Source organism: Dietzia sp. SLG310A2-38A2 (genome assembly GCF_014145095.1).
In the GTDB taxonomy this organism is placed as follows: Bacteria; Actinomycetota; Actinomycetes; order Mycobacteriales; family Mycobacteriaceae; genus Dietzia.
The window spans coordinates 5713-5984 of record NZ_JAALDX010000466.1 but is presented as its reverse complement, the minus strand read 5'-3'; the positions used below and the strand labels follow the sequence as shown (position 1 = coordinate 5984).

The 272-nt window shown below is 64.0% G+C and carries 1 protein-coding gene; it reads right to left on the bottom strand.

Annotated elements, in window-relative coordinates; all coding sequences use genetic code 11:
* Window positions 1–272: DDE-type integrase/transposase/recombinase (locus G6027_RS15200; protein WP_182637904.1), on the bottom strand; the 272-nt coding region annotated here is incomplete at both ends.

Genomic DNA, 272 nt, shown 5'->3' with positions numbered 1-272 from the left:
GGCGAGACGTTCCGTGAACGCTACAGATGTATATTGACTGCCTGCGTCCGAGTGGCTGATCAGCGACTTCGGCTCGACCGGGTGCCCCTCGCGATCGCGTTGCCACAGCGCCATCCGCAGCGGCGTCATCACCAGATCCGTGGCCATGGTGGTCGCTGCATTCCACGCCACGATGCGCTGCGCGAACACGTCGACGATGAACGCGACGTAGGTGAAGCCGGCCCACGTTCGGACGTAAGTGAAGTCAGCGACCCACACCCGGTCCGGGCGAT